A 25,987-nucleotide genomic window follows, 5' to 3' on the forward strand; every position below is an offset into this window, starting at 1 on the left:
AGTTTTCAAAGATCGATTTTTCAATCGCCCGTAAGTGACTTAATAAATATATCATCTGTAATAATTTAAGTCAACGGTTTTTTAAAACTTTTTATATAAGAAAAGGGAACATACCCTGTATGCTCCCCCTTCGATTCTTATTCTTCATCACCCTCAGGGGCAATTTCTTCAGAAGAGATTGTCTCTTCCTGGCTGTTTTCTTCATTTACAGAAGGGGTTTCTTCCCCCTCACTGCCGCTTTCATTCTCAACAGCTTCCTCTTTCTCTACTTTAGCTACTGTGGCCACAAACTCATTTTCATTTTCTTTTATGCTAATGAGTTTGACACCTTGAGTATTCCGGCCTATTCTTGCAATCCCAGCTACATCAATGCGAATAAGGACGCCGCCAGTTGTAATCAACATAAGATCTTCTTCACCTGTTACGGCTCTCATGGAAACAAGATTTCCATTCTTCTCGGTTACGTGGCAAGTTTTGATACCTTTACCGCCTCTGCCTTGAATCCGGTATTCAGCAGCAGGTGTACGTTTTCCGTAACCATTTTGGGTCACGATTAGAACATCATTGTCCTCTTCTAGAACTTCCATTCCGACCACTTCATCGCCTTGATCCAAAGTAATCCCTTTTACTCCAGTAGCGGTCCGGCCCATTGACCTAACATCCGTTTCTGGGAAACGAATTAACATACCATTCTTTGTACCAATAATCATATCCTTTGATCCATCTGTCATGCGGACAGAGATCAGTTCATCGCCTTCACGGAGACTCAATGCAATGAGACCATTGTTACGGATATGTGCAAACGATGATAATGGTGAACGTTTTGAGATTCCTTCCTTGGTTGTAAAGAACAGGAACCAATCGTCCACGAATTCTTCCACCGGAATAATGGCGTTTACCCATTCTCCTTTTTCAATGCCAAGAAGGTTAATAATCGGAATTCCTTTTGCTGTTCGGCTATATTCTGGGATTTCATATCCCTTTGAACGATATACTTTACCCTTATTGGTAAAGAACAAAATCGTATCATGGGTGGAAGTGGTGATTAAATGTTCCACGAAATCATCTTCATTCGTCCCCATTCCTTGAATGCCGCGTCCGCCGCGTTTTTGTGCACGGTATGTAGACACCGGCAAACGTTTAACATAACCGTTATGGGTTAGGGTAATGACAATATTTTCACGTGGAATTAAATCCTCATCCTCAATATTTTCAATTCCGCCAGATTGGATTTCTGTTCGGCGCTTATCATTGAAGCGTTCTTTAATTTCCAGTAATTCTCCGCGGATGATTTCAAGAATCTTTTCTTCATCAGCTAAGATTGCTTTTAATTCCGCAATAAGCTTCATAAGGCTTTGATATTCATCTTCAATCTTTTCTCTTTCCAAACCTGTTAAACGCTGCAGGCGCATATCAAGGATTGCCTGGGCTTGTTTTTCAGAAAGATTAAATTCTGTCATTAAACCTTCGCGGGCAATATCAGTTGTTTGCGAGTTTCGAATAAGGGTAATCACGGCATCTAAATTGTCCAGTGCAATTCTTAAACCCTCTAAAATATGAGCACGTGCTTCCGCTTTACGCAGTTCAAATTCTGTTCTCCGGCGGATAACTACTCTTTGATGATCTAAGTAATAGACCAAGCATTGTTTTAGACTTAGTACCTTCGGCTGACCGTTCACAAGGGCCAGCGTATTAATACCGAAGCTGGTTTGCAGGGCAGTTTGCTTATATAAGTTATTTAAGAGGACATTAGCATTGGCATCTTTACGGACCTCAATGACAATTCTCATTCCTCTGCGGTCGGATTCATCTCTAAGGTCAGTTATGCCATCAATTTTTTTATCACGTGCTAATTCCGCAATTTTTTCAATTAATTTTGCTTTATTTACTTGATATGGCAATTCATTTACGATAATGACTTCCTTGCCATTCGATTTTTGTTCAATCTCTACTTTAGCTCGGATAGTTATCGATCCTCGGCCTGTTTCGTAGGCCTTACGAATACCACTCCGGCCAAGAATGATTCCTCCAGTCGGGAAATCCGGACCCGGAATTATCTCCATCAACTCTTGAGTACTAATTTCAGGGTCATGACTGACCGCCAATACGCCGTCAATGACCTCACCAAGCTGGTGGGGCGGAATATTGGTAGCCATACCGACCGCAATACCTGTAGTTCCATTAACTAACAGGTTTGGAAATCTTGCCGGCAGAACAACAGGCTCTTTTTCCTCACCATCATAGTTATCTTGGTAATCAATTGTATCCTTGTTGATATCTCTTAATAATTCCATCGAGATTTTGGACATTCTTGATTCGGTATACCGCATCGCTGCTGCGGCATCCCCGTCTACGGAACCAAAGTTCCCGTGTCCATCAACAAGCATATAACGATAGTTGAAGTCCTGCGCCATCCGAACCATCGTTTCATAAACGGCGGAATCACCATGCGGGTGATATTTACCGATAACGTCACCGACGATACGGGCAGATTTTTTATATGGTTTGTCCGCATGGATTCCAAGATCATGCATAGCATATAAAATACGGCGATGTACGGGCTTTAAACCATCCCGAACATCTGGAAGGGCACGTGAAACGATAACACTCATCGCATAGTCAAGAAAGGATGATTTCATTTCCTGACTGATATTAATCTCTTTTATTTGAGAATTTGGTGTTTCAGCCATATTTGGTACCTCCTATAATGATCACCTGGCCACCCAGGTAAAAGAAAAGGAGGATAGTGGTTAAACCTCTACCCTTTTTTATATATCTAAGTTCTTAACATATTGTGCGTTGGCTTCAATGAAGTTCCGGCGTGGTTCTACTTTTTCACCCATAAGCATTTCAAACGTTTCATCTGCTTCAATCGCATCCTCAAGACTAACCTGAAGCATGCTTCGTTTCACAGGATCCATTGTTGTTTCCCATAATTGTTCAGGATTCATTTCTCCCAAACCTTTATACCGCTGGATATTCGGCTTTGGCTGGCTTGGCAGCTCAGCGAAAATCCGCTCAAGTTCTTTATCGTTATACGCATACTCAATCCGTTTTCCTTGCTGCACTTTATAGAGCGGCGGCTGGGCGATATAAATATAGCCTGCTTCTAATATTTTTCTCATGTAGCGGTAGAAGAACGTTAAAATCAGTGTTCGAATGTGAGCACCATCCACATCGGCATCCGTCATAATGACAATTTTATGATAACGCGCCTTCGAAATTTCAAAATCCTCGCCAATTCCTGTTCCAATGGCGGTAATCATAGCTCGAACTTCGTTGTTAGAAAGAATTTTATCTAATCGTGCTTTCTCAACATTAAGGATTTTCCCTTTTAACGGTAGAATCGCTTGGAAATGGCGATCACGGCCTTGTTTTGCAGAGCCGCCCGCAGAATCACCCTCAACGATATACAATTCACTTTCATAGGGATCCTTAGAAGAACAATCCGCTAATTTACCCGGTAAACTGGAAACCTCTAACGCGCTTTTCCGGCGGGTTAATTCTCTGGCTTTCTTTGCTGCAAGCCTTGCTCTCGCAGCCATTAAACCTTTATCGATAATTTTCCTCGCAACTGTCGGATTTTCCAGCATGAATTTTTCAAAATGACTAGCAAAGACTGTATCGGTAATCGCTCTTACTTCTGAGTTTCCGAGCTTTGTTTTTGTTTGTCCTTCAAATTGTGGATCAGGGTGTTTGACCGAAACAATGGCGGTTAAGCCTTCACGAACATCCTCTCCAGAAAGGTTCGTATCATTTTCTTTAATCAAACCATTTTTTCGGGCGTAGTCATTAATAACCCTAGTTAAGGCTGTTTTAAAGCCTGATTCATGCGTTCCGCCTTCATAGGTATGGATATTATTAGCGAAGGAGTAAATGTTATCAGTATAGCCTTCGTTATATTGAAGAGCGACCTCTACACTAATTCCATCGCGCTCGCCCTCAATATAGATTGGTTCTTCATGAATAACTTCCTTTGTACGGTTTAAATGCTCTACATAGGATTTAATACCGCCTTCGTAGTAATATTCATTATGTTTATTTTCAACTCGCTTATCTTCGATCGTGATTTTGATTCCTCGGTTAAGGAAGGCAAGTTCACGAAGACGAGTAGCTAGAATGTCATATTCATATACCAGGGTTTCAGTGAAGATTTCACCATCTGGTTTAAAGTGTGTAATGGTACCTGTTTTATCGGTAGTTCCGATTACCTCAAGTTCTTGGACAACCGCTCCGCGTTCAAATTTAATTAAGTGAATTTTACCTTCGCGGTGGACATAAACCTCAAGTTCAGTAGAGAGGGCATTAACAACTGATGCACCAACCCCATGAAGACCTCCAGAAACCTTGTAGCCTCCACCGCCAAATTTACCTCCGGCATGAAGAACCGTCATAATGACCTCAACCGCAGGTCTGCCCATTTTCTCTTGAATATCAACCGGAATACCACGGCCGTTATCCTTTACTGTGATACTATTGTCTTCCTCAATGAAAACATTGATTTCATTACAGAAGCCCGCTAGTGCCTCGTCAATACTGTTATCAACGATTTCCCAAACGAGATGATGGAGGCCTTTACCGCTTGTTGAACCGATGTACATACCAGGCCTTTTTCTAACTGCTTCAAGTCCTTCTAGAACCTGAATTTGTTCCGCACCGTAGGATTGTTCTTCTAATGCTTTTTGTTCCATAGTCATACCTGTTCACCTGCACCTTCATACAAAAATATAGCTATATTTTCGTTTTAAAAACCAATAAAAATATGATGTATTAAAATTCCTGGATATTCAATTGGCTGGAACGTTTCTTTAACGTTCCAGAAGCAATTGGGGATAAATAAACTTTGTCAAAGGTAATAATAATCGACTTAAAGGGGTTTTTGGATAAATTCATAACTTTTTCTTTATGGTGGTTCAAGAACTCTTCCACGAGTTCCGATTGGTTGGCACTTTCTTTATCCAGGATGGTAATAATATCCTTGGCCCGGATATTGTGATCTTCCCCGATATGAATATACATGCTCCACCTCAGTTGACTTTCTTTATCGAGCCAGAATCCACAACATATGTGGAGGCTTCCTTCAATGTTTGATGGTCAATCCCTTCCACACTCGTGGTCGTCACAAAGGTTTGAACCTTGCCTTGGATAGTATTGAGCAGATGAGATTGTCTATAATCATCTAACTCTGATAACACATCGTCCAGAAGGAGAATCGGATATTCCCCTATTTCGGCATAGATTAGTTCAATTTCTGCAAGCTTTACAGACAATGCTGTTGTCCGCTGCTGGCCTTGTGACCCAAAGGTTTGAACATCCCTTCCATTTACAAAAAACATCAAATCATCGCGATGAGGGCCAAACATGGTTGTTCCGCGTTCAATTTCCCTTGCGCGTACCTTCCCGAACTTTTCTTCAAAGCATGCTACCATTTTCGACAAATCTTGTCCTTCTAATACCTCTACGGAAGGTTTATAGTTTATTTCAAGCGATTCAAGCCCCCGCGATATCCCTTGGTGAATTGGTTTTGCCCAATTTTCAAGCAGCTGTAGAAACTCAAATCTTTTGGTGACAATTTTCACGGCCATTTGAATAAACTGTTCGGTTAAAATTTCAAGCATTGTCTGGTCGGTTTGCTTTTTTATCTGCATCATTTTTAAATAATGATTACGCTGCTGGAGTATTTTTTGATATTGACTCATATCATGTAAATAAATTGGCGAAACCTGCCCAATTTCCATATCAATAAACCGTCTTCGCACCTGCGGACTGCCCTTTACTAAGTTAAGATCCTCTGGTGCAAACATGACTACATTCAAATTCCCCACATACTGACTTAATTTTTGCTGCTCAATATGGTTAAGCCTTGCCTTTTTGCCTTTTTTGGAAATAACCAATTGCAGCGGAAGCGAGCTGTGTTGTTTTTGAACCCTGCCTTCTATTTTAGCATACTCTTGATCCCAGCGAATAAGATCTTTATCGTTTGATGTTCGGTGAGATTTAGCCATTGCTAACACATAAATGGATTCCATTACATTGGTTTTACCTTGAGCATTTTCTCCCAAGATTACATTTACTTTATTTTCAAATTCAATAAATAACTCATCATAGTTGCGATAGTCTTTTAACACTAATTTTTCAATATACATGCGCAGGACATCCTTTAGTTACTCGGTAATGACAAATTCCCCAACACCGGCAATTTGAACCTTGTCACCTGCCCGAAGCTTTCTTCCTCTTCTTTGGTCTTGTTCACCATTGATAAATACCTCGTGTTCACTCAAAAACCATTTTGCCATTCCGCCAGATTGGATCACATCAGCTACTTTTAAAAATTGTCCTAATGTAATAAATTCTGTGCTCAGCTTAATTTCTCCAGGCACACAAGTCACCCTCATTCCTAAAATGGTCTCAATACTTTATTTTACTAAATTTTTGCCTTAGATACAAAGGATTCTCAAAAGTTATCTCACAATAGTAAATATAGCCGCCAATGGTGTGGCGGCTATATACACAAGGTTGTATAAATATTTAGTACGTTCTTACTGGTAAAATCAGCTGCAAAATGGTTTCGTCATGAAGGGGACGAATCAGGAACGGGCGCATGGCTCCAGTAAAGCTCACTCTGATATCGGTTCCTTCTAATGCTTTTAGGGCATCCATCATATATTTTGCACTAAAGGAAATTTTTAAATCTTCTCCTTCAATCGCGCCGCTTTGAATTTCTTCTACAACCTTACCGATCTCTGGTGTATTTGAAGAAATTTCGATAATTCCATCCTCAATTGTTGAAAATTTAACGACATTGTTTCTTCCTTCACGTGCAAGCAGAGAAGCACGATCAATCGCCTGCAAAAATTCCTTCGTATTGACTGTCACATCTGTTTTACTTTCACTTGGAATTAATCTTGATGTATCCGGATAGTTGCCTTCTAACAATCTTGAGAAAAATAATAAGTGCTTGGCTTTAAATAAAATTTGATTTTCGGTAATCACGATATCGATTAATTCATTTGTGTCATCAATAATTTTACTTAATTCATTTAAGCTTTTTCCTGGAATAACAACATTATAGGTTTCGTTATTTGCCGTTTCAATTTTCGCTTTCCTTAATGCAAGTCTGTGGCTATCTGTTGCAATACAGGTTAACTCGCCATTTTCAATCCTCCAGTTTACACCTGTCAAGATTGGGCGTGTTTCTGAGGTGGACACTGCAAAATGGGTTTGGCGAATCATCGCTTTTAACAAATCAGTCGCAATATGAAATTTATTATTTTCCTCTACTTGCGGCAGGTGAGGGTACTCTTCTGCATCAAGGCCGTTAAGGTTGAATTCTGATTTTCCAGAGCGGATAACTGTTTGCAGCGATCCAAGTACTTCAATTTCAACGGAATCAGTCGGTAATTTTTTTACGATTTCGCTAAAAAACTTAGCTTGTAAAACAATCGCTCCTGTTTGTTTGATCTCTACAATTTCATCCCCAGATTCTTCTTTAGGAATAAAGGATTCAATAGAAACATCAGAATCACTTCCTGTTAAAGTAACTCCATCTGTTGTAGCGGCAATTTTAATTCCCGTAAGAATAGGGATGGTGGTTCGTGTTGTAACAGCCTTCATAACATCTTGAACACTTTGAACAAGACGATCACGCTGGATGATAAATTTCATAATTAAATCCTCCCTGTAAGCATATTTTTAATGCGTAAGCATATAATATTATTTTTTAAAAAAATATAGTAGAAGTACTAGTAGGCCCTGTTAGTATGTGGATAACTAGGAATTTCAATAGAAACACAGCCTATCCACATGTGGACAGACTGTGTGCAAGTCTTAGGGAGTTATTCACAATTAAGTTATATTTTCAACAGCTCATTCAATTCCTTCATTTGCTTCTGCAGCGTTGAATCAGATTGGAGGAGCTTGGATATTTTTTCATGAGCATGGATCACAGTCGTATGATCTCGGCCGCCGAACTCTTCTCCTATTTTAGGCAAAGAGTAATCGGTTAATTCACGTGATAAATACATCGCAATTTGCCGTGGGAAAGCAACAGACTTTGTACGCTTTTTGGCTTTAAAGTCTTCAAGTTTGACACTATAGTGCTCTCCGACGACCCTTTGAATATCATGAATCGTGATGACCTTTGGCTTCGAGCTTGGAATGATATCCTTCAACGCTTCCGAAGCTAAATCCGCATTGATATCTTTATTAATTAAAGATGAATAGGCAACGACACGAATTAAGGCACCTTCTAGTTCCCTAATGTTTGTATCAATTTGATTTGCAATATAGAGCATGACTTCGTTTGGTATATCAAGTCCTTCGGCTTTGGCCTTTTTACGAAGGATGGCAATTCTTGTTTCTAAATCAGGCGGGGTAATATCGGTAATTAACCCCCACTCAAAGCGTGAACGCAGGCGATCCTCCAATGTCGGAATTTCCCTTGGCGGCCGGTCACTTGAGATAACGATTTGCTTGCTTTCCTCATGGAGAGCATTAAAGGTATGGAAAAATTCTTCCTGAGTTGATTCTTTTCCAGCCAAAAACTGAATATCATCAATCAGAAGGACATCCACATTTCGATATTTATTGCGGAAGCTTTCCGCTTTATTGTCACGAATCGAGTTAATAAATTCGTTGGTAAATTTTTCAGATGATAAATAAACCACTTTTGCCGAAGGTTTATGATCTAAAACATAATGGCCAATCGCATGCATTAAGTGAGTTTTCCCTAATCCCACACCTCCATAAATAAAGAGAGGATTGTAGGCTTTTGCCGGAGCTTCAGCTACAGCAAGTGAGGCAGCATGGGCAAATCTATTGCCGGAACCAATAACAAACGTATCAAATAAGTACTTTGGATTTAATATGTTTGGAGAAAATTCCGTGTGATCGTCATCCTTTTTCGCCTTTTTTGGAGGCGTTGGCAGATCGAGTTCTTCCTCTTTTTGATTTTGCGGAATAATAAACTTGGCCGATAATTCTTCTCCCGTTATTTCATAAAGAATTCCTGCAATTAACTGAGAATAGCGTTCTTCCAACCAATCGCGGGCAAATTCATTTGGAGCTGTCACGACAAGTAGATTGCCTTGAAGGGAATGAGCCTTTGTCGACTTTAGCCAAGTGTCAAAGCTTGGTTTGCTTATTTTCTTTTCTATATTGGCTAGAGCTGCATTCCAAAGATCCGCAATATTTTCCAACTAGTTTCCCTCCTTTTTTCTGATTTTTTATATTTAAATGCATTTCGCTGCTGTCTAACTCCGAAAAAAATTATTTGTATATGGAGTATTCTTTTCTCAACCAGGTATCCTATTCGACAAAGTTTTAGTGAAAATCGTTTGTCAATTTAGGAGTACAATCTATGAATTTAGCAATATACGAAACATTGGTTGTGGAAAACATATAATAAGGAAATAAAGTGGAGTTTCGACAATATCCACCCCTTGTGGACAAGTTTTTACAGAGACCTAGAATAACATGTCCACATGTTATCCACAATCTGTGGATAAGCATTTTTTGAGATGAAGTTATTCAGAGTGAAAACACAAATATAATATCAAATAATAGCAAGGTGTGCAATGGTTTTTCGAAGTTTATCCACAACTGTAACATTGTGTGTATAATAATTGTCCACAAGAATTGATTTTGTGAAAAAGCTGTCAATATCTTGTGTGGATAATGCGAAATGTGTCGATTTTTTATCCACAGGTACGAAAAAACGGATCTAAGATGAAAATTTTTTTCATGCCGTTCGTCTTAGCGAAGGTATGTAAAAAAATTTGGAAATAGGAAACAATAGATGGAGAGTGGTTGACAATTTGGGATGGACATCCTTATAATAATTAAGACTGTCATTTGTAATTGAGAGTTATTCCTCGGGGAGGTGTCATATATGAAAAGAACGTACCAACCAAATACACGTAAACACAGCAAAGTTCACGGATTCCGCAGTCGTATGAGCTCAGCAAACGGACGTAAGGTTCTTGCTCGTCGCCGTCGTAAAGGAAGAAAAGTATTATCAGCTTAGACCACTGAAACGTCTCAGTGGTCTTTTTTCTAATTAAAAGCGAAAGCGCCTTGGTCAGGGAAAAAGTAGCTTTTTTTTTCCTAGGCGCTGGAGCTGGGTAGCAATCAAAGTTCAAAGAACGTTATCAAATGAAGGAGTTTTTTTATGAAAAAAGAATTCCGAATTAAAAAGAATAAAGAATTTCAAACAGCCTTCCAGAAAGGCCGTTCATTTGCAAATCGCCAATTTGTTGTCTATGCCTTATCAAAAGAAGAACAGGCACATTTCCGAATTGGACTATCTGTCAGCAAAAAGATTGGAAATGCTGTTACAAGGAATCGGATTAAAAGATACCTCAGACAATCTGTTTTTGAGCTTAAAGATCAGCTGGCCGTGGGAAATGATTTCGTGATCATTGCAAGAAAGCCTGCAGCTGAAATGGATTTTTTCGAGGTTAAAAAGAGTCTGACCCATGTACTAAAGGTCGGCAAGGTTTTGAAGAAAAACTTTTAGGGCGATAATTGTAAAGTAATGAAGACAATTCATTTAAATAAATGATAAAATACCTATGATATGTCCTAATGGAAATATATACATAAAAAGTTTACCTACACACTTTTTCACTATATATGTTGCAAGGAGGAAAAATTGGTTGAAAAAAAGAATATTACTTTCATTCGGCCTTCTTTCTGTTTTTCTGTTCCTCACCGGGTGCAGTGAAATAAAGAAGCCGATTACTGCCGAAAGTACGGGCTTTTGGAATGAATACATTGTCTATCCATTGTCCTGGCTGATTAAAGAAGGTGCTCATTTACTAGGCGGCAGCTTTGGTTTATCGCTTATTGTCGTGACGATCTTAATCAGGCTGGCTATCTTGCCGTTAATGATCAAGCAGACAAGAAGCTCAAAAGCGATGCAGGCTTTGCAGCCGGAAATGAAGGCTCTTCGTGAAAAATATAGCTCGAAGGATCAAAAGACACAGCAAAAGCTTCAGCAGGAAACGATGGCGCTTTTTCAAAAGCATGGCGTAAATCCTATGGCTGGATGCTTTCCTTTAATTGTGCAAATGCCAATCCTGATTGGTTTTTACCATGCCATTTCAAGAACAAGGGAAATTGCCCAAGACAGCTTCCTGTGGTTTGACCTTGGTGAAAAGGATCCATACTACATTTTACCAATCGTTGCAGGTATCACAACATTTATTCAGCAAAAATTGATGATGGCCGGACAGGAGCAGAATCCGCAAATGGCGATGATGCTTTGGATGATGCCAATTATGATTGTCGTTTTTGCTTTTAATTTCCCAGCAGCTCTTTCCTTGTACTGGGTTGTCGGAAATATTTTCATGATTGTTCAAACCTATTTTATTAAAGGGCCGGATCTGAAGGCACAAGCTACCGGCAAAGCGGGAGGAGCAAAAAAGTGAAACAGGTAACTGCTACAGGACAAACAGTCGAAGAAGCAGTAGAATCAGCTTTAGCTCAATTAAAGACAACAAAAGACCGCACAGATGTAGACATTATTGACGAAGGAAAAAAAGGGATTTTTGGTATTTTTGGTTCACGTCCAGCTGTTGTAAAGGTAACTGTCATTATCGATCCGCTAGAGGAAGCGAAGAAATTTTTAACTCAAGTTAGTGAACAAATGGGTGCCCCTGCGGAAATTGAAATTAAGCGGGACGGCAAGCAGGTTCAGTTTATTATGACTGGGGAAAAGATTGCGCTTTTGATTGGAAAAAGGGGTCAAACGTTAAATTCACTTCAATATTTGACGCAATTAGTAATTAACCGCTTCTCCAATCAGTATTTAACCGTTATTTTGGACGCTGAAGATTACCGGAACAGACGAAATGAAACCCTTATTCAACTTGCACATCGACTTGCTGAGAAAGCAGTTAAGACTGGGAAAGATGTTGCATTAGAGCCGATGCCTTCCTATGAGCGTAAAGTTATTCATTCCGCTTTATCTGAAAATAAACGCGTGAAAACTTTTTCCGATGGATCGGAGCCTCATCGATTTATAGTCATATCACCAGTAAGAAGATAAAAATTTACAAAGCATCCTACCTGAAAAAAGGTAGGATGTTTTTTTTTTTGCATAAATCTGAAAGATGTTCCCTTATTTTTGTTTTATTGTTATTCACATGTGGATAAGTTAAAATAATAAATGGACAATACTGTACTGTGGATAATTTTTAACGAAGTGGTTTGCTTTTTTAACAGATATCGATGTGGTATTCTAGTGTTTTGGATAAAAAAATAATTTTCATATATAAATATGGTTTTTAAGTGAGGTGAAGTAGATGGAGTTTGATACAATTGCAGCGATCTCGACACCAATGGGTGAGGGAGCCATCGCCATTGTCAGGTTGAGCGGGGATGATGCCATAAAAATAGCTGATAAGCTTTTTAAAGGGATTGGCGGGAAGAAGCTGTCTGAGCAACCGACCCATACAATTCATTATGGCCATCTAATCGATGCAAAGAGCGGCGAAGTAGTTGAAGAGGTAATGGTTTCTGTGATGAAGGGGCCAAAAACCTTTACAAAAGAGGATGTAGTGGAAATTAACTGCCATGGTGGAATCGTGTCAGTCAATCGAGTCCTCCAGCATGTTTTAAAAAACGGAGCAAGATTAGCAGAGCCGGGTGAATTTACAAAACGGGCATTTTTAAATGGACGGATCGATTTATCGCAGGCAGAGGCAGTCATGGATTTAATCAGAGCGAAAACAGACCGGGCCATGAATGTCGCCCTTGGACAGATGGAAGGGCGCCTATCGAAGCTGATTAAACGACTACGGCAGGAAATTCTAGAAATCCTGGCCCATATTGAAGTAAATATTGATTATCCGGAATATGACGATGTTGAAGAGATGACCCATAATATGCTGCTGCCAAAAGCTCACATTGTTAGAGAGGAAATAACCAAGCTTTTGCAAACATCTCAGCAGGGAAAAATTTTAAGAGAAGGCCTCTCCACTGTTATTGTTGGCCGGCCGAATGTTGGGAAATCCTCTTTATTAAACAGTCTGGTACAAGAAAACAAGGCGATTGTCACTGATATACCAGGAACTACCCGCGATGTGATTGAAGAGTATGTCAATGTCCGGGGTGTACCGCTTCGACTATTGGATACGGCGGGAATCAGAGAAACAGAGGATATCGTTGAACGGATTGGTGTCGAGCGTTCGCGACAGGTATTAAAAGAGGCAGATTTAATTTTGCTCGTGTTGAATTACTCGGACAAGCTGACAAAAGAGGATGAAAATCTATTCGAAGCTGTTAAGGGAATGGATGTCATCGTCATCGTCAATAAAACAGATTTGCCGCAGCAAATTGATTTGGAACGGGTGAAGGAATTAGCGAAGGAATATAAGTTAGTCACAACTTCACTTTTAGAAGACCGCGGTGTAGATGAACTGGAAGAGGCAATTTCCTCTTTATTCTTTGCAGGTTCGCTTGAAGCGGGAGATATGACCTATGTTTCGAACAGCCGTCATATTGCTTTATTAAATCAAAGTTTAAACTCAATCGAAGAAGCTATTGAAGGCGTAGAATTGGGCACTCCGATTGATATTGTACAAATAGATTTAACAAGGACATGGGAATTGCTTGGGGAAATCATCGGCGACAGCGTCCATGAAAGCCTCATTGATCAGTTATTCTCACAGTTTTGTTTAGGAAAATAGAAAAGCTGAAGCGCCCTGCTCAGGGGAAAAAAGCAGTTCATTTTTTTCCTAGGGCCGACAAGCATAAGACTAGCCGGCGGGAAGGTTGCTTTTTAACCTTCTCGACGGATTGGCTTATGACCTGCGAGCCCCTAGGCGCTGGAGCTAGACAGTAGGAATGTTTCCGCTTTTACGAGTGGAAAAGGAGGATCAACATGCAATACGAAGCAGGGAGTTACGACGTTATTGTCATCGGTGCCGGTCATGCTGGCTGTGAGGCTGGCCTCGCGGCGGCAAGACTTGGTGCAAAAACATTAATGATTACGATCAATCTCGATATGGTTGCCTTTATGCCATGTAACCCATCGGTAGGTGGTCCTGCCAAGGGCATTGTCGTACGGGAAATCGATGCATTAGGCGGAGAAATGGGCAAAAACATCGATAAAACCCATATTCAAATGAGAATGCTGAACACAGGCAAAGGTCCAGCCGTACGGGCATTAAGAGCACAGGCGGATAAATTTGCCTATCAGCATGAAATGAAAAAAACAATTGAAGATGAGCCGAATATGACGTTAATCCAAGGCATGGTCGAGCGGTTAATTGTCGAAGATGGAAATTGCAAGGGTGTTATTACCAAAACAGGAGCCGTCTATCGTTCAAAAACGGTTGTCATTACGACGGGTACTTTCCTGCGCGGGGAAATCATCCTGGGTGAATTAAAATATTCGAGCGGTCCGAATAATCAGCAGCCCTCCATTAAGCTTTCAGAGCATTTAGAAGAGCTTGGCTTTGATTTAGTCCGTTTTAAAACAGGGACGCCGCCAAGGGTAAATAGCCATACGATTGATTACAGCAAGACGGAAATTCAGCCTGGTGATGAAACGCCAAGGGCTTTTTCCTATGAAACAACGAAATATATTACCGATCAGCTCCCATGCTGGTTAACCTATACCAATGAACATACACATCAGTTAATTGATAATAACCTGCACCGCTCCCCGATGTATTCCGGGATGATTAAAGGAACAGGACCGCGTTACTGCCCATCGATTGAAGATAAAGTCGTACGTTTTAATGATAAGCCGCGTCACCAAATTTTCCTTGAGCCAGAGGGCAGGAATACGCAGGAAGTATATGTTCAAGGTTTATCAACAAGTCTTCCTGAAGACGTCCAGCAGCAAATTCTTAAAACCATTCCAGGGCTTGAAAACGTACAAATGATGCGATCCGGTTATGCGATTGAGTATGATGCGATTGTCCCTACACAATTATGGCCAACCCTTGAAACAAAGGTCGTGCAAAACTTATATACGGCGGGGCAGATTAATGGTACATCTGGATATGAGGAAGCGGCAGGACAGGGCTTAATGGCCGGAATCAATGCAGGGCTTAATGCACTTGGCCGGGAACAGTTAGTGTTAAGTCGTTCCGATGCCTATATTGGAGTATTAATCGATGATTTGATTACAAAAGGAACAAATGAGCCTTACCGATTACTAACGTCAAGAGCGGAATACCGCTTGCTCCTTCGTCATGATAATGCCGATTTGCGTTTAACTGAAACCGGTCATGAAATTGGCCTAATTACCGATGAACGCTATCAGAAATTTTTAACAAAAAAAGACGCAATTGAGACAGAAAAGGAACGTTTACGCTCCATTATTTTAAAGCCTTCTGCTGAGGTACAAGAACTAATAAGAAGCATCGGCGGCAGTGAATTAAAGGATGGTATCCGTGCCTCTGATTTGTTAAAAAGACCAGAAATGACGTATGCATTGCTGGAGACTCTAACTAAATCTGATGCTCCGCTTGAAGACGAAACAAAGGAACAGGTGGAAATTCAAATTAAGTATGAGGGATATATTGAAAAATCTCTGCAGCAAGTCGATCGCTTAAAGAAAATGGAGAATAAGAAAATCCCTGATAACATCGATTATGATGCGATAACAGGACTGGCAACAGAAGCAAGACAAAAACTAAAGCAGATCAAGCCGTTATCTCTTGCCCAGGCCTCTAGAATTTCCGGGGTAAACCCTGCGGATATCTCGATTCTTCTTGTATACTTAGAGCAGGGCAGGGTTGCGAGAATCTCAAATGAATAACCAGACGAGCGGAAGCGCCTTGAGCAGCCCCGACAAGCATAAGACAAGCCGGTGAGAAGGCTGCCATTTAACCTTCTTGCCGGATTGGCTTAGACCAAAGAGGGGCTAGGCGCTGGAGCTGGACAGCGAGGATTTTTAAATGAATATTGAACAATTTAAAGAGAGTCTTCAGGAAAAGGGCATTACCCTTACCGACAGGCAGCTTAATCAATTTGAAAAATATTATGAGACATTAGTGGAATGGAATGAAAAAATGAATTTAACGGCCATCACCGATAAGGAAGATGTCTATTTAAAGCATTTTTATGATTCTATTACGGCATCATTTTATTTTGACTTTACTAAACCCTTTCATCTCTGTGATGTTGGGGCGGGAGCCGGATTCCCAAGCATCCCGCTAAAAATAGTTTTCCCGGAAATAGAAGTAACGATTGTCGATTCATTAAATAAGCGGATTTCCTTTTTAACCCATCTTGCTAATGTTTTGGAATTGGAGAATGTTCATTTTGTCCATGACCGCGCGGAAACTTTTGGGGTGAATCCGGAATACCGCGAAAACTTTGATGTTGTAACAGCAAGGGCCGTTGCAAGGATGTCGGTACTGAGTGAGTTCTGTCTTCCGCTGGTCAAAGTCGGCGGGGACTTTATTGCCATGAAGGCCGCATCAGCCAAAGAGGAATTGGCAGTGGGTCAAAAAGCAATTACCACACTCGGCGGCAAGCTGGATAAAATGTTTACCTTTACATTGCCATTTGAAGAAAGCGAAAGAAGTATTTTAATTATTAAAAAAGAAAAACAGACGCCGAAGAAATATCCGCGAAAACCAGGGACACCAGGTAAAGCACCAATCGAGTAATGGAAGGCTCGCAAATTTTGTGAAAATTACCTCGTTAGGCAGGAAGATATTATTCGCTTATAGAATTAGTAATAGGGAGTTTCGTAAAGGTGGTGTTGGGGATGAAAAATTCATTTACACGCTTTTTTGGCTTTGGTGAAAAAGGAGAACAAGAGGCTGCGGTTGGTCTTGAGGAAGAAATAGAAATAGAAGTGGAAAGAAATGAAGAAATTAAAAAAATTCCAATTGACCAGATTGTGCCTAACCGTTTTCAGCCGCGAACAGTATTTGATGAAGATAAGATTGAAGAACTATCACGAACGATACACATACATGGTATCATTCAACCAATTGTAGTTAGAGAATTTGCAATTGGCAAATATGAGATCATCGCCGGTGAGCGCCGCTGGCGGGCCATGAAAAAGCTAGGCTGGACAGAAGTGCCAGCCATTGTAAAAAATTTATCAGATACCGAAACGGCTTCTGTGGCATTGATTGAAAATTTGCAGCGGGAAGAGCTATCGCCGATTGAAGAAGCGATTGCGTACGGAAAACTGCTCGAACTGCACAACCTGACGCAAGAGGCACTAGCACAGCGGCTTGGTAAAGGCCAATCGACTGTCGCCAATAAATTGCGGCTTTTAAAATTACCGCAGCCGGTACAGGAAGCCTTATTAAATAAAATCATTACTGAGCGACATGCACGTGCCCTGATTCCACTTAAGGATCCAGAAAAACAGGTGGCCCTCATGGCTGAGGTTATTGAAAGGAATTTAAATGTTAAGCAGACTGAGGATCGCGTTGACAGGATGCTTGAACAAAAAAATGAGAAACCAAAGCCGAAACGCAAAGCATTTAGCAAGGATATGAGAATCGCCGTCAATACCATTCGACAATCACTGACAATGGTAACCGACAGCGGGATTAATCTTGACGCTGAGGAAGAAGAATTTGATGAATTTTACCAATTCACAATTCGGATTCCAAAGAAAAAATAATATGCATTTTAGAAGAACTAGACAATCATATTGTTTGGTTCTATTTTTTTGTGTAAAAAGTCGTGCTGATTTTGCCACCTGTTGATTGGAGCGCAAAGCGAAGCACCTGGAGCGCAAATCAACAGCCTGATATAACAATGCCTATTGGAAAAATTAACTCATTGGAATATTTTTAGAAAATAAACAACAACCTATCAATTTCATGTTAAAATATAGGAATGAAATTTTACTTTCTTTCTTTAATAGAGGATAATTTTTAATAGATTCTGAGAATAAAATTTTTCAAGATATAAAGGGTAGGTGACATCGTGGGCAAAGTTCTTGCGATCGCGAATCAAAAAGGTGGAGTCGGCAAAACGACTACCTCTGTCAACCTAGGCGCCTGCTTAGCACACATAGGGAAACGTGTCTTATTGGTAGACATTGACCCGCAGGGAAATGCAACAAGCGGGATTGGAATTGAAAAGGCAGAAGTTGAACAGTGTATCTATGATGTTTTAGTAGACGATGTCGAAGTAAAAGAAGTTATTAAACCATCATCTGTTGAAAATTTATACGCACTTCCAGCAACCATCCAGCTGGCTGGAGCAGAAATTGAACTCGTTCCGACGATTTCCAGAGAGGTCCGTTTAAAACGCGCCCTCGGAGAGGTGAAGGATCAATTTGACTATATTATTATAGATTGTCCGCCATCTTTAGGTTTATTAACCATCAATGCTTTAACAGCTTCCGATGCCGTTTTAATCCCAGTACAATGTGAATATTATGCGCTTGAAGGCTTAAGTCAGCTCTTGAATACCGTAAGATTGGTGCAAAAGCATTTAAATCAAGAATTAAAAATTGAAGGAGTATTACTAACAATGCTTGATGCAAGGACTAATCTTGGCATTCAAGTCATTGAAGAAGTAAAAAAATACTTCCAAGACAAGGTTTATAAAACGATTATTCCTAGAAATGTGCGTCTAAGTGAAGCTCCAAGTCATGGGGAACCGATCATTACCTATGATGCAAAATCCCGCGGAGCAGAAGTCTATTTAGATTTAGCGAAGGAAGTGGTCTCAAATGGCTAAAGGATTAGGAAAAGGCCTTAATGCATTTTTTGCGGATGTCAGCAAAGAAGAAACAGTCCAAGAAATTAAACTTAAGGAGCTGCGGCCGAATCCCTACCAGCCACGTAAAACCTTCCACCAAGATACGATCGATGAATTAAAAGAGTCGATTTTAGAGCATGGAATCCTTCAGCCGCTTGTTGTCAGAAAAACGATTAAAGGCTATGAAATTGTAGTCGGTGAACGCCGTTTCCGGGCTGCTAAAGAAGCGAAGCTTGAAACAGTTCCAGCGGTTGTTCGCGAGCTTTCTGAACAGCAAATGATGGAATTGGCCGTCCTTGAAAATCTCCAACGTGAAGACTTAAATCCGATCGAAGAGGGACTTGCCTACCAAACATTAATGGAAAAGCTGAAGATGACACAGGAGGAAGTAGCGAAACGTTTAGGCAAAAGCCGCCCGCATATCGCCAATCATATCAGGCTGCTTTCCCTTCCTCCCCATATTCAAGAGTTAATTTCAGCGGGGAAAATATCAATGGGTCACGGCCGTGCCTTATTAGGACTAAGACAAAAAGCTAAGCTTCCTGTTTTAATCGAAAAAATTATCAATGAGGGGTTAAACGTCCGCCAGTTGGAAAAATTAATTCAACAATTAAATGAAAATGTTTCACGTGAAACAAAAAAGCCTGAGAAGAAAAAGGATGTTTTCATTCAGGAACGCGAGCATTCGTTGCGTGAGCGTTTTGGCACGACAGTGAATATTAAGCAAAATAACAATAAGGGGAAAATAGAAATTGAATTTTTCTCGCAGGAAGATCTGGAACGGATTCTTGAAATGCTTGGCCAGGAAGAATCATTTTAAAACCATCCAAAAGGATGGTTTATTTTTTTATCTTAATATGATAGTTTAGTAATATTAATTATTTCGAAAGGCTAAATAAGGTGAAACATCATGTTTTTACTAGGAACAATAGTTAACGGACTATTAATAGTGATTGGTACTCTCCTCGGTAAGCTGTTAAACCGAATTCCAGAGGGAATGAAAGTCACGGTCATGTATGCCATTGGCTTGTCCGTTATGGTTTTAGGATTGCAAATGGGCTTAAAAAGCGAAAATTTCCTAATTGTCATTATAAGTCTAGTACTTGGTGCAGTAGTCGGTGAGCTGTTAAGACTCGAAGATAAATTAAATGATTTGGGCGGCTGGCTGGAAAAAAAGGTAGGTTCCAATGGAAAGGGCAATATTTCAGAGGGTTTTGTCACGGCGACCCTAATCTTTGTGATTGGTGCCATGGCAATTATCGGAGCCCTTGACAGCGGTATTCGGGGCGATCATGATGTATTGTATACGAAATCTTTGATTGACGGATTTACTGCGTTAATTTTAACGACGACACTTGGAATTGGCGTCATTTTCTCAGCGATTCCTGTTGTGCTTTATGAAGGTTTGATTGCCTTATTTGCCACACAAATTGACCGTTTTGTCCCCCAAGCCTTAATGGATCAATTTATCGTGGAAATGACAGCAACAGGAGGTATTATGATTTTTGCCATTGGTCTTAATCTTACTGGAATGGTGAAGATAAGAGTCGCAAACCTCCTCCCTGGCATTGTAATCACGGGAATCATTGTCACCGGTATGTATTTTTATCATGGTTTTTTACAGTAAATAGAATTTTAAAAAGAGCACAAGGTGCTCTTTTTAATTTGTTTTTTCTTCATCTAACCATTTTAAATCGTTCCAGAGCTGCTTTGGATATAAGAGGCTGGCTTCGTAAATTCCACTGGCAATCGTTTTCGCCATTTTCATCACCAGATTTAACCGTGTATTTTGTAATACAAAGAATTCCATAAACCCGCTGACATTGACAATACCAGTGATATGGATATCGCCAACAGCAGGAAGCTCTTTGTTTACCCCGGCGCCTGGCTTGACTGGACCATGCCCAAGCTGAATCACGCCGACATTTTTCATCCTTCCCAGACAGGCATCGATTCCGATAATAAACGGATCTACATGCTTAATATGAATTTCCTTTAGCCTTTCTACTAAATTCACTGCATGGATCGGCTCATCTAATGTCCCATATACATAAAAGGATTTCAGTTTTTTTTCTTCAAGCAATGTTCCGACAAGTGGTCCTAATGAATCTCCGGTGGAGCGGTCTGTACCAATACAAACAAATACGATCGGGCGGCTAGTCACTTTTGGAATGGTGGCCAGCAATTCCTCCGCTAAATTTTCGGATGCCTGATCATCATCATGAATGATGCGGGTCTTGCTCCTCCTGTCAAAAAAATTCGTTTTTAGATTCATTAATCCCACTCCCTACTCTAAGTCGGCCCTGTCTAGCTCCAGCGCCTAGGGGCTCTTTGGTCTAAGCCAATCCGTCGAGAAGGTTAAAAAGCAACCTTCCCGCCGGCTCGTCTTATGCTTGTCGCCCCTGATCAAGGCGCTTCCGCTTTTCTAATTAGTATACGGAAAATTCAGTAAATCTATACATGAAGTGGATAGAAAATGAAAAAATCATAATGCTACAATGTAAGGAAGAAAATTGTTAAAATAGATGTGGTTTAGATAAAGGAAGGTGGATGTATGAGTCTAACTGAAAAAGGCATGGAAAAATTGATTAATAAATTTCAAAATGAAGATACGTGGTTAAACCTTGGCGAAGGACTGTTAAAGATTATCGCCATTATTGTCATTGCCAATATATTAATCCGCATTGGAAAATTGGCCATTCATAACATATTTAAAATTAGAAACCTCTCTCCGCTCAGTACTTCCGAACGACGCGAAGAGACCCTCTCAAAACTTTTAGATAATATCCTTTCTTACGTGGTTTATTTTATTGCCTTTATGATGATTCTTTCCGTATTAGGAATCGATGTGAAGGCCCTTCTTGCCGGTGCAGGGATTGTCGGCTTGGCTGTAGGGTTTGGCGCCCAAAGTTTGGTCAAAGATGTGATTACCGGATTCTTTATCATTTTTGAAGATCAATTTTCAGTCGGCGACCATGTCCGTATCGGACAGTTTGAGGGAACGGTTCAGACAATTGGCTTGAGGACGACCAAATTAAAAAGCTGGACTGGGGAAGTCCATATTTTGCCAAATGGCAACATAATGGAAGTAACCAATTTTTCCCTTAATAATAGCATTGCAATAATCGATGTCGGAATTGCTTATGAAGAAGATATTGATAAGGCTGAGACAGTCATTAAAGATTTACTTATAAAAATGCCGGAACAATATGAGGAATTAGTAAAAGCTCCGGAATATTTAGGGATACAAAATTTTGGACCATCAGAAGTAATGATTAGGATTATAGCGGAAACACTGCCAATGAAGCATGCGGCAGTTACGAGGAAAATAAGAAAAGATATCAAACTTGAACTAGATGCCAATGGAATTGAAATTCCATACCCACGCATGGTGATGTTCTCAAAGGATTCAGGTAATGTAAAAGAACCAAGTGTTTAAAGGATGGTGAGTCGGGTGGAGGAAAAAGAATTTGCTTTAAACGATGTGGTTGAAATGAAGAAGCAGCATCCCTGCGGAACGAACCGCTGGAAGATTATTCGCATGGGGATGGATGTCCGTATTAAATGTGAAGGTTGCGGCCATAGTGTTCTTATTCCAAGGAGAGAGTTTTCAAGAAAAATGAAGAAAATTTTGGTTAAGCATGAAGAATAATTTTCATGCTTCTTTTTTTTGGATGATGTATTATTTTCATTAGATAAAAAGATTTGGGGGGAGAGCGTGTGGCAAAGATTATACAGTCGGCTTGTCCGTTAAATTGCTGGGATAGCTGCGGTTTAAATGTAACAGTAGAAAATAATAAAGTAATAAAAGTCGACGGCGATCCATCCCATCCGATTACTAAGGGAAAAATTTGTGGTCGCGGCCGTCAATTGGAAACAAGAACAAACTCGTCAAAACGGTTATTGCACCCCTTAAAAAAGATAAATGGTCAATTCGAACCAATAACTTGGGAGCAGGCCCTTGGTGAAATCGCTGCAAAATTAGTAGAAATCAAAGAACAATACGGTACTACAGCGGTTCTTCACAGCCACGATTATGCCAATAACGGGATATTAAAAAATTTGGATCAGCGCTTCTTTAATGCCTATGGCGGAGTAACAGAACTATATGGCTCTCTATGCTGGGGAGCGGGGATTGAAGCACAGAAATGGGATTTTGGCAGTGCGTACAGCCATGGACCGGATGATATTTTTAACAGCAAAAACATCATTGTTTGGGGAAGAAATATGGCGCGGACGAATATGCATTTCTACGAAAAGCTGTTAGAGACGAAAAAGCGGGGTGCAAACCTTTATGTAATTGACCCTATGTTTAATGCGACAGCCAAAATTGCCGACCAGCATATTACGATTAAACCTGGAATGGACGGATTGCTGGCTGCTGGCATTATGAAAGAAATACTCCGCTTAGGTTTAGAGGATCAATCCTTTATTAAACAGCATACACACGGCTATAACGATTTAGAAGGGCTGCTGGACAGCATTTCCCTTGAAAAAATAAGTGAAATGACAGAGGTGGCGGAAGAAACCATTACGCATCTGGCCAGGATTTATGCGGATAAACCCACTTCCACTTATATGGGCTTAGGCTTGCAGCGATATCGAAACGGTGGGAACACCATCCGTTTAATTGATGCACTTGTTGCCGTCAGCGGGAATATCGGAATTGCCGGAGGTGGCGCCAATTATGCCAATCTTCAAGTGGGGCAAAGCTTTGCCTTCGAGGAATTAACCCTTGCCGGCCGCAAACAAAATCATCGGCAATTTTCAATTATGAAGCAAGCGGAAGAAGTGCTCAAGGCGGCAGACCCGGAAATCCAAATGATTATCGTGACATGCGGGAACCCGTTAACTCAGGTGCCTGACACCCATGTGGTTAAAGAAGCTTTTTCTTCAGTTAAGACGCTGGTTGTCATTGACCAATATATGACCGATTCGGCACGAATGGCTGATTATGTATTGCCAACAGCGACCGCATTTGAAGAGGAGGATTTTTACTATTCCTCGATGTACCATCATTATGTTAATTATGGTCCAGAGCTTATCGATCCGCCGGGCGAAGTAAAATCCGATTTATGGATTTGGACACAATTAGCGGAAAGACTTGGATTTGGTGAGGAATTTGCCTTTTCCAGAGACCAATTCCTTGAGATGACGTTAAAACCATTGGCGCCTTACGGAATTACACTTCAAAAATTAAAAGAAGAACAAACGTTGGAACTTCCAGTTGAGTACATTCCCTGGCAGAAAATGAATTTTCAGACACCGAGCGGCAAATTTGAATTTACCTCTGTGCTTAAAGGTGAGGACGGTCTCTTGAAATTAGCCATACCGGATGAATCGAAATGGGCAAATCCTACTCTGGCAGAAAAATATCCCTATAGTCTGCTGACGATTCACCCAATGCGTTCTAATCATTCGCAAAACTATCATCTTTTCTCCTCAAAGCCGCAATTGAAGGTAGAAATTGCTAATAATATTGCAGCTGATTTGACATTAAACAATGGTGATTATGTGCGGGTATGGAACGACCGCGGTGAAGTAAAAGGTTATATTTCTATTTTAGCCAATGCCCACCCGGACACGATTAATATTGATGAAGGGATTTGGCAGGAATTTGGCGGGTCTGTTAATCAGTTGACATCTAGCAGGGAATCTGATAATGGGCTGGGCAGTACTTTATACGATTGTTTAGTAAATCTTGAAAAAATAAACTAACTGCCGCCTCTAAAGCGGCAGTTGTCTTTTTTCGGACATATGCCTATAATTGTGAAAGGCTTGTCTTTTTAATTTAGGAATTAATTTTTTTAAAATAGATTTATTTTTCTAGAGGAGTGAACGTGAATGGCTTTAACAGCTGGTATTGTAGGTTTGCCGAACGTGGGTAAATCTACATTGTTTAATGCAATTACTCAAGCAGGGGCGGAATCGGCAAACTACCCTTTCTGTACGATCGATCCGAATGTTGGAATTGTAGAAGTTCCAGATTACCGTTTACAAAAATTAACTGAGCTTGTCCAGCCGAAAAAGACCGTACCAACGGCTTTTGAATTTACCGACATTGCCGGGATTGTGAAAGGGGCAAGTAAAGGTGAAGGTTTAGGAAACAAATTCCTTTCCCACATTCGCCAAGTCGATGCCATTTGCCAAGTAGTTCGCTGCTTCGCAGATGAAAACATTACACACGTTTCAGGGAAAGTGGATCCAATCGATGATATTGAAACGATTAATCTAGAATTAATCCTAGCTGATATGGAATCCGTTGAAAAGCGCATCGGCCGTGTAGAGAAATTGGCCAAACAAAAGGATAAAGAAGCAGCGGCTGAATTTGAGGTCCTTGCGATGCTTCGTGATGCGTTTGAGGCAGAAAAACCTGCTCGTACCGTGGACTTTACGGAAGAACAGATGAAATTGGTCAAAGGGTTGCATCTATTAACGATCAAGCCTGTCCTTTATGTAGCCAATGTGAGTGAAGATGATATTGCTGATCCTTCAGAAAATGAGTATGTTCAAAAGGTTCGGGAATTTGCCAAGGCTGATAATGCTGAGGTTATTGTAATTTGTGCCAAAATTGAAGAGGAAATTGCTGAGCTTGAAGGCGAAGAAAAAGCGATGTTCCTTTCTGAGCTTGGCATTGAAGAATCCGGTCTTGACCAGTTAATCCGTGCTGCCTATAGCCTGCTTGGCCTAGCTACTTATTTCACGGCGGGTGTTCAGGAGGTTCGTGCGTGGACGTTTAGAAACGGCATGAAAGCACCACAATGTGCAGGGATTATTCACACTGATTTCGAGCGTGGCTTTATCCGTGCTGAGACAGTTTCCTTTGATGATTTATTAGCTGCTGGCAGCCATAATGCAGCGAAGGAAGCTGGGAAAGTACGTCTAGAAGGTAAAGATTATATTGTGAAAGATGGAGATGTTATCCACTTCCGCTTTAATGTCTAGGCTAAGTAAAAGCACAATGTTAATTTTGCACTTCTGTTGATTGGAGCGGAAGGTGCGAGACTCCTCGAAAATGCTATCGCATTTCCTTCGTGCGTGGGCGAATTCAAGGAAGTAAAATCAATGTCCTGCGGGAGTACGGTACAGGGGAGACCCCGGAGGCGCTTTGCGCCGAGGAGGCTCTCCGAACCGCCCGCGGAAAGCACCTGGAGCGGAAATCAACAGACAAGGTTAACACAGCACAAAAAGTAGCTCTGCAGCTTATGCAGAGCTATTATTTTGGCGAAAATGTGAAGGTCATTGCTTTTCTTTTTTTCTTGTGCTATAATTTCAACTTGTGAGTAAT

Annotated in this window: 23 protein-coding genes; 15 read left to right on the top strand and 8 right to left on the bottom strand. The window is 40.6% G+C overall.

Features of this window, described 5'->3' with window-relative positions; genetic code table 11:
• Positions 1–137: 137 nt before the first annotated feature.
• The 7 genes from gyrA to dnaA form a co-directional block, all read right to left on the bottom strand.
• Entirely contained in the window at positions 138–2,690 is a 2,553-nt protein-coding gene (gene gyrA, locus V7161_RS18080; RefSeq protein WP_335714353.1) for a DNA gyrase subunit A, read from the bottom strand.
• A 78-nt stretch (positions 2,691–2,768) separates the two neighbouring features.
• A complete protein-coding gene (gene gyrB, locus V7161_RS18085) occupies positions 2,769–4,691 on the bottom strand; it encodes a DNA topoisomerase (ATP-hydrolyzing) subunit B (RefSeq protein ID WP_335714388.1) in 1,923 nt (640 codons plus the stop codon).
• Between the two features lie 79 nt (positions 4,692–4,770).
• The gene (gene remB, locus V7161_RS18090) at positions 4,771–5,019 is read right to left on the bottom strand and encodes an extracellular matrix regulator RemB (RefSeq protein WP_335714354.1); all 249 of its coding nucleotides are present in this window, start codon (positions 5,017–5,019) and stop codon (positions 4,771–4,773) included.
• A gap of 8 nt (positions 5,020–5,027) precedes the next feature.
• Positions 5,028–6,146, bottom strand: coding sequence for a DNA replication/repair protein RecF (gene recF / locus V7161_RS18095; RefSeq protein WP_335714355.1), 1,119 nt, complete (start codon positions 6,144–6,146; stop codon positions 5,028–5,030).
• An 18-nt stretch (positions 6,147–6,164) separates the two neighbouring features.
• On the bottom strand, positions 6,165–6,380 hold the full coding sequence (gene yaaA / locus V7161_RS18100) for a S4 domain-containing protein YaaA (protein ID WP_335714356.1): 216 nt from the start codon (positions 6,378–6,380) through the stop codon (positions 6,165–6,167).
• Positions 6,381–6,528: 148 nt separating this feature from the next.
• A complete protein-coding gene (gene dnaN, locus V7161_RS18105) occupies positions 6,529–7,665 on the bottom strand; it encodes a DNA polymerase III subunit beta (protein WP_223595402.1) in 1,137 nt (378 codons plus the stop codon).
• Between the two features lie 185 nt (positions 7,666–7,850).
• The gene (gene dnaA, locus V7161_RS18110; RefSeq protein WP_335714357.1) at positions 7,851–9,197 is read right to left on the bottom strand and encodes a chromosomal replication initiator protein DnaA; all 1,347 of its coding nucleotides are present in this window, start codon (positions 9,195–9,197) and stop codon (positions 7,851–7,853) included.
• Positions 9,198–9,889: 692 nt separating this feature from the next.
• Here dnaA and rpmH point away from each other — a divergent pair.
• From rpmH to V7161_RS18165, 11 genes are all read left to right on the top strand, one after another.
• Entirely contained in the window at positions 9,890–10,024 is a 135-nt protein-coding gene (gene rpmH / locus V7161_RS18115) for a 50S ribosomal protein L34 (RefSeq protein WP_223595391.1), read from the top strand.
• A gap of 144 nt (positions 10,025–10,168) precedes the next feature.
• Complete coding sequence (rnpA, locus tag V7161_RS18120; RefSeq protein WP_223595390.1) at positions 10,169–10,516, top strand: ribonuclease P protein component; 348 nt, start codon at positions 10,169–10,171, stop codon at positions 10,514–10,516.
• Positions 10,517–10,655: 139 nt separating this feature from the next.
• Positions 10,656–11,429 (top strand): YidC family membrane integrase SpoIIIJ, encoded by a 774-nt coding sequence (gene spoIIIJ, locus V7161_RS18125; RefSeq protein ID WP_335714358.1) that lies wholly within the window; start codon positions 10,656–10,658, stop codon positions 11,427–11,429.
• Positions 11,426–12,049, top strand: a complete 624-nt coding sequence (gene jag / locus V7161_RS18130) for an RNA-binding cell elongation regulator Jag/EloR (RefSeq protein ID WP_223595387.1) — start codon at positions 11,426–11,428, stop codon at positions 12,047–12,049. The genes spoIIIJ and jag overlap by 4 nt, the downstream gene beginning before the upstream one ends.
• Positions 12,050–12,305: 256 nt before the next feature.
• Positions 12,306–13,691, top strand: a complete 1,386-nt coding sequence (mnmE, locus tag V7161_RS18135; protein WP_335714359.1) for a tRNA uridine-5-carboxymethylaminomethyl(34) synthesis GTPase MnmE — start codon at positions 12,306–12,308, stop codon at positions 13,689–13,691.
• Positions 13,692–13,885: 194 nt separating this feature from the next.
• Positions 13,886–15,775 carry a tRNA uridine-5-carboxymethylaminomethyl(34) synthesis enzyme MnmG gene (mnmG, locus tag V7161_RS18140; RefSeq protein ID WP_335714360.1) on the top strand — a complete coding sequence of 630 codons (1,890 nt, stop codon included), beginning with the start codon at positions 13,886–13,888 and terminating at the stop codon, positions 15,773–15,775.
• A 139-nt stretch (positions 15,776–15,914) separates the two neighbouring features.
• Complete coding sequence (gene rsmG / locus V7161_RS18145; protein ID WP_335714361.1) at positions 15,915–16,631, top strand: 16S rRNA (guanine(527)-N(7))-methyltransferase RsmG; 717 nt, start codon at positions 15,915–15,917, stop codon at positions 16,629–16,631.
• Positions 16,632–16,732: 101 nt separating this feature from the next.
• Positions 16,733–17,608 (top strand): nucleoid occlusion protein, encoded by an 876-nt coding sequence (gene noc, locus V7161_RS18150; RefSeq protein WP_335714362.1) that lies wholly within the window; start codon positions 16,733–16,735, stop codon positions 17,606–17,608.
• A 308-nt stretch (positions 17,609–17,916) separates the two neighbouring features.
• Positions 17,917–18,678, top strand: a complete 762-nt coding sequence (locus V7161_RS18155) for a ParA family protein (RefSeq protein WP_223595378.1) — start codon at positions 17,917–17,919, stop codon at positions 18,676–18,678.
• Positions 18,671–19,519 carry a ParB/RepB/Spo0J family partition protein gene (locus tag V7161_RS18160; RefSeq protein WP_335714363.1) on the top strand — a complete coding sequence of 283 codons (849 nt, stop codon included), beginning with the start codon at positions 18,671–18,673 and terminating at the stop codon, positions 19,517–19,519. The genes V7161_RS18155 and V7161_RS18160 overlap by 8 nt, the downstream gene beginning before the upstream one ends.
• 90 nt (positions 19,520–19,609) lie before the next feature.
• The gene (locus V7161_RS18165; protein WP_335714364.1) at positions 19,610–20,326 is read left to right on the top strand and encodes a DUF554 domain-containing protein; all 717 of its coding nucleotides are present in this window, start codon (positions 19,610–19,612) and stop codon (positions 20,324–20,326) included.
• Positions 20,327–20,359: 33 nt separating this feature from the next.
• Here V7161_RS18165 and yyaC read toward each other — a convergent pair whose 3' ends face one another.
• Entirely contained in the window at positions 20,360–20,974 is a 615-nt protein-coding gene (gene yyaC, locus V7161_RS18170; RefSeq protein ID WP_335714365.1) for a spore protease YyaC, read from the bottom strand.
• Positions 20,975–21,253: 279 nt separating this feature from the next.
• Between yyaC and V7161_RS18175 the strand changes: the two genes are divergently transcribed.
• From V7161_RS18175 to ychF, 4 genes are all read left to right on the top strand, one after another.
• Positions 21,254–22,138 (top strand): mechanosensitive ion channel family protein, encoded by an 885-nt coding sequence (locus tag V7161_RS18175; protein WP_335714366.1) that lies wholly within the window; start codon positions 21,254–21,256, stop codon positions 22,136–22,138.
• A gap of 15 nt (positions 22,139–22,153) precedes the next feature.
• Positions 22,154–22,351 (top strand): DUF951 domain-containing protein, encoded by a 198-nt coding sequence (locus V7161_RS18180; protein ID WP_223595370.1) that lies wholly within the window; start codon positions 22,154–22,156, stop codon positions 22,349–22,351.
• A 68-nt stretch (positions 22,352–22,419) separates the two neighbouring features.
• Positions 22,420–24,417, top strand: coding sequence for a molybdopterin-dependent oxidoreductase (locus V7161_RS18185; RefSeq protein ID WP_335714367.1), 1,998 nt, complete (start codon positions 22,420–22,422; stop codon positions 24,415–24,417).
• A 126-nt stretch (positions 24,418–24,543) separates the two neighbouring features.
• Positions 24,544–25,644, top strand: a complete 1,101-nt coding sequence (gene ychF, locus V7161_RS18190) for a redox-regulated ATPase YchF (protein WP_335714368.1) — start codon at positions 24,544–24,546, stop codon at positions 25,642–25,644.
• Positions 25,645–25,987: the final 343 nt, after the last annotated feature.

It is taken from the genome of Neobacillus drentensis (assembly GCF_036965425.1).
Lineage (GTDB): Bacteria > Bacillota > Bacilli > Bacillales > Cytobacillaceae > Neobacillus > Neobacillus drentensis_F.

Coding starts and splice junctions, on each gene's coding strand:
- rsmG (WP_335714361.1), top strand. CDS start 15,915: ATGAATATTGAACAATTTAAAGAGAGTCTTCAGGAAAAGGGCATTACC.
- V7161_RS18165 (WP_335714364.1), top strand. CDS start 19,610: ATGTTTTTACTAGGAACAATAGTTAACGGACTATTAATAGTGATTGGT.
- mnmG (WP_335714360.1), top strand. CDS start 13,886: ATGCAATACGAAGCAGGGAGTTACGACGTTATTGTCATCGGTGCCGGT.
- V7161_RS18160 (WP_335714363.1), top strand. CDS start 18,671: ATGGCTAAAGGATTAGGAAAAGGCCTTAATGCATTTTTTGCGGATGTC.
- recF (WP_335714355.1), bottom strand. CDS start 6,146: ATGTATATTGAAAAATTAGTGTTAAAAGACTATCGCAACTATGATGAG.
- noc (WP_335714362.1), top strand. CDS start 16,733: ATGAAAAATTCATTTACACGCTTTTTTGGCTTTGGTGAAAAAGGAGAA.
- dnaN (WP_223595402.1), bottom strand. CDS start 7,665: ATGAAATTTATCATCCAGCGTGATCGTCTTGTTCAAAGTGTTCAAGAT.
- remB (WP_335714354.1), bottom strand. CDS start 5,019: ATGTATATTCATATCGGGGAAGATCACAATATCCGGGCCAAGGATATT.
- rpmH (WP_223595391.1), top strand. CDS start 9,890: ATGAAAAGAACGTACCAACCAAATACACGTAAACACAGCAAAGTTCAC.
- gyrA (WP_335714353.1), bottom strand. CDS start 2,690: ATGGCTGAAACACCAAATTCTCAAATAAAAGAGATTAATATCAGTCAG.
- yyaC (WP_335714365.1), bottom strand. CDS start 20,974: ATGAATCTAAAAACGAATTTTTTTGACAGGAGGAGCAAGACCCGCATC.
- rnpA (WP_223595390.1), top strand. CDS start 10,169: ATGAAAAAAGAATTCCGAATTAAAAAGAATAAAGAATTTCAAACAGCC.
- V7161_RS18175 (WP_335714366.1), top strand. CDS start 21,254: ATGAGTCTAACTGAAAAAGGCATGGAAAAATTGATTAATAAATTTCAA.
- ychF (WP_335714368.1), top strand. CDS start 24,544: ATGGCTTTAACAGCTGGTATTGTAGGTTTGCCGAACGTGGGTAAATCT.
- mnmE (WP_335714359.1), top strand. CDS start 12,306: ATGGAGTTTGATACAATTGCAGCGATCTCGACACCAATGGGTGAGGGA.
- gyrB (WP_335714388.1), bottom strand. CDS start 4,691: ATGGAACAAAAAGCATTAGAAGAACAATCCTACGGTGCGGAACAAATT.